The organism is Pseudomonas taiwanensis DSM 21245, from assembly GCF_000425785.1.
Taxonomy (GTDB): domain Bacteria; phylum Pseudomonadota; class Gammaproteobacteria; order Pseudomonadales; family Pseudomonadaceae; genus Aquipseudomonas; species Aquipseudomonas taiwanensis.
The window spans coordinates 1-1870 of record NZ_AUEC01000061.1; the positions used below are offsets into that span (position 1 = coordinate 1).

Annotated in this window: 2 protein-coding genes; both read right to left on the bottom strand. The window is 64.3% G+C overall.

Going from position 1 to position 1870, the window contains the following annotated elements; genetic code table 11:
• Positions 1 to 1178, bottom strand: a 1178-nt coding sequence (locus H620_RS25950) for a DUF6531 domain-containing protein (RefSeq protein ID WP_244880969.1), incomplete at its 3' end; no start/stop codon positions are given.
• Positions 1175 to 1870 (bottom strand): DUF2345 domain-containing protein (locus H620_RS25955; protein ID WP_155950809.1); only part of this gene is annotated, 696 nt, incomplete at its 5' end. The genes H620_RS25950 and H620_RS25955, both read right to left, overlap by 4 nt.

Sequence of the window (1870 nt, forward strand, 5' to 3'; positions counted from 1 at the left end):
GCGCCGAGGATGCCGTTGTCCAGCTTGTCGAGGCGCGAGTTGTAGGTGCGAGTCCACGTGACCGGGAACGGGCCGGACAGGCTGAAGTCGGTGTGGTGCAACGACTCGCTGCCCACGGCGAAGTTGATGCGGTTGCAGGTGCTGGTGCAGACGACGTTCTTCTTGTCGTTGGCGGCACCCTTGGCCGGGCCCTGGTTGGCCGTGGCTTCGAGCAGGCCATCACCTTTCTGATGCCTGGCTTGTGAGGTGCTGCCTTCCTTGACGTTGCCGGCCACTGCCTTGGGGTTGCGCGCGTGCCAGATCGTGCTGCTCTTGTGCAGGATCAGGCGCATGCTGGCGATGGAGTTGGGGTTGGCCAGACTGGTGAGGTTGAGCATCTGCTTGCTCATCTGCGCGCCCAGGCTGCGGAACTGCGCGGTGTAGCCGAGCACTGCCTGCTGCACACGGGTGGGCACGACATTACCCATGACCATGTTGGCCGCGCCCTTGCTCATTGCCGAGTAGGCATTGCTCAGGGCTCCGAAGGCGTTTTCGAGGGAGACCTGCGGGTCTGACGTCATGGTCTCGCTGACTTTCTGCAACTGCGTGGCAGCCGTTTTCAAGTCGCCCTGGCTGTCGAGCTTGCCAAGGATGATCGCGTCAATGGCATCAGCGGTGTTGTTGACCAGCTTCTCACCGGTCTTGGCCGCTTCGGTCATCACCTCGGTGAGGTGGGCTTCGGCATCGCCCAGGAACGTGTCCAGCTCGCCAATGATCGTGGCGTTGAGGTGGCCGACCAGAATCTCGATCAGCGAGTCGCCGAGCACCTGCTTGGCTTCCTGGCGGGCAAGCACCAGCATCGGCCGCAGGCTTTTGCGGGCATAGGCCATGGTGGGTGGCGCTGGCACCACGCCGATCAGGTTGATGCCCAGGCTGACCCAGTCGAGCACCTGGCGGTGCTTGCTCTTGACCAGGGTGACCACATCGCCCAGGGCGTCGACCAGGGCCATGATGTTGCCAATGACCGGCAACATCTCGGCGGCGTCCTTGAGCCGTTCGAGGTTGACGTAGCCATGGCTGATGTCGCGTAGCCAGGCGTCGAACACGGCGGCACCACGGCTGACGTCCTCGACGCCGATCTGGTCCAGGGGAACGACCGCTGCCTGGGCCGGGCGTTGTTTTTCGGGGATATCGGTCATGAAATCAGTTCACCAGGCAGAAGGTCGGTAACGGCGCTCGGGCTCAGGGCCTTGAACTCGGGCAGTGCTGGAAGAGAGGGCCGGTTGGCGAGCGCGCCTTGCACCTGTTGCGTGCTTTGCAGAGCGTCCTGGCCGCTCTTGAGCAGGCTCATGCCGCTGCTGGTCAGTTGCTTGGCCTTGGCAAACAGCCCGCCCTCGCCATCCGCGGCCAAGGGCACGCTGTCTGCTAGGTATTCCACGAGGGTTGGCATGCTGGGCGCGTCCGGCAGCTGCAGCGGCCAGTTGATCACGCCGACATAGCTGGAGGGGGTCCAGGGTGCGTTGGTGTCGTCGCCGAACTTGACCCAGGCCGGCCCCGGCGCGGCGCCGGACACGGCGTTGAAACCCTGCCCGTCGAGGCTGCCCTTGAACACCTTGCCCAGGGCATCGGTGACTTCGTAATCCCCGGCCTTGATGCCTTTGGCATTGGCGTACAGGTTGAACAGCTCCAGTGCGCCCTTGCCTGGCTTCGGTGGTTCGGGGAAGGTGCCGGCCATGCTCGCCGCGCCAATGTGGGCGAACTGCGCCGCGTGGGCGGTGTAGTTGCCACTGGTGACATGGGTGATACCCGCCGCGTTGTACGTGGTGGCGCTGCCGCCGCCTTGCACGACCAATTCGGTCTTGGCGGTTAGCACGATGCGGTCGGCATTGGC